Origin of the sequence: Streptomyces carpinensis (genome assembly GCF_002154505.1) — a bacterium.
Lineage (GTDB): Bacteria > Actinomycetota > Actinomycetes > Streptomycetales > Streptomycetaceae > Streptomyces > Streptomyces carpinensis.
The window spans coordinates 1-660 of sequence record NZ_MUBM01000474.1 but is presented as its reverse complement, the minus strand read 5'-3'; the positions used below and the strand labels follow the sequence as shown (position 1 = coordinate 660).

Genomic DNA, 660 nt, shown 5'->3' with positions numbered 1-660 from the left:
GGTGCTGCGCCAGCAGCGCGGTGAACGCGTGCGGACTGCCGGGGAACACGCCGGCGAGGCCGTGCGGGTGGTCGGACACGAGGGCCAGCAACTCCTGGGCGCGACCGGCGAACGACCCGGGCGAGAGCGCCTCGACGCGCGCCGCGAACTCGTACTCCCAGTCGCCGACCCGTTTGGCGACGCCGAGCGGAAGGGGCGTGCTGGAGCCCGCGATGCACGCCACCGTCTCCGAACAGATGCCCCGCTGCTCCTCCAGGAGGACCTGGTGGGACGCGCCGAGCAGTCTCAATTGCACTTTTGCCCCGGGCAGTTCGAGGTCGAGGGTGGCCAGCGCGGGCAGCGGCTCGCGTCCCAGGGCCCAGGCGAGGTCGGCCGCGCGCGTGTCGGTGTAGGTGGTCTTGAGAGTCGTGAGCATGGATCGGCTCCGCTAGCACGCAAAGAAAGAAGGAGGCTTGGGCCGGCGCACCCCGGTCCACAGGGGGATAACGGCCCGGTCAGCCCAGTTCAGAAGAGGTGTGAGCAGGATGTCCTGGGGGCTGCGTCGGCGAGTTAGAGGGAATCATGAACGGTGGCGCCGCCACAGCGTTTTTACCCAAGTTCGTAGGCTTTCCATCCCTCAGAGGGCCTACCTGCTCAACTGTTCAACCACGGCGTGCGCCG

At 68.5% G+C, this 660-nt stretch carries 1 protein-coding gene; it reads right to left on the bottom strand.

What is annotated here, in order from left to right:
- Positions 1 to 415 (bottom strand): DUF2617 family protein (locus BZY54_RS43850; protein WP_086730943.1); only part of this gene is annotated, 415 nt, incomplete at its 3' end.
- Positions 416 to 660: the final 245 nt, after the last annotated feature.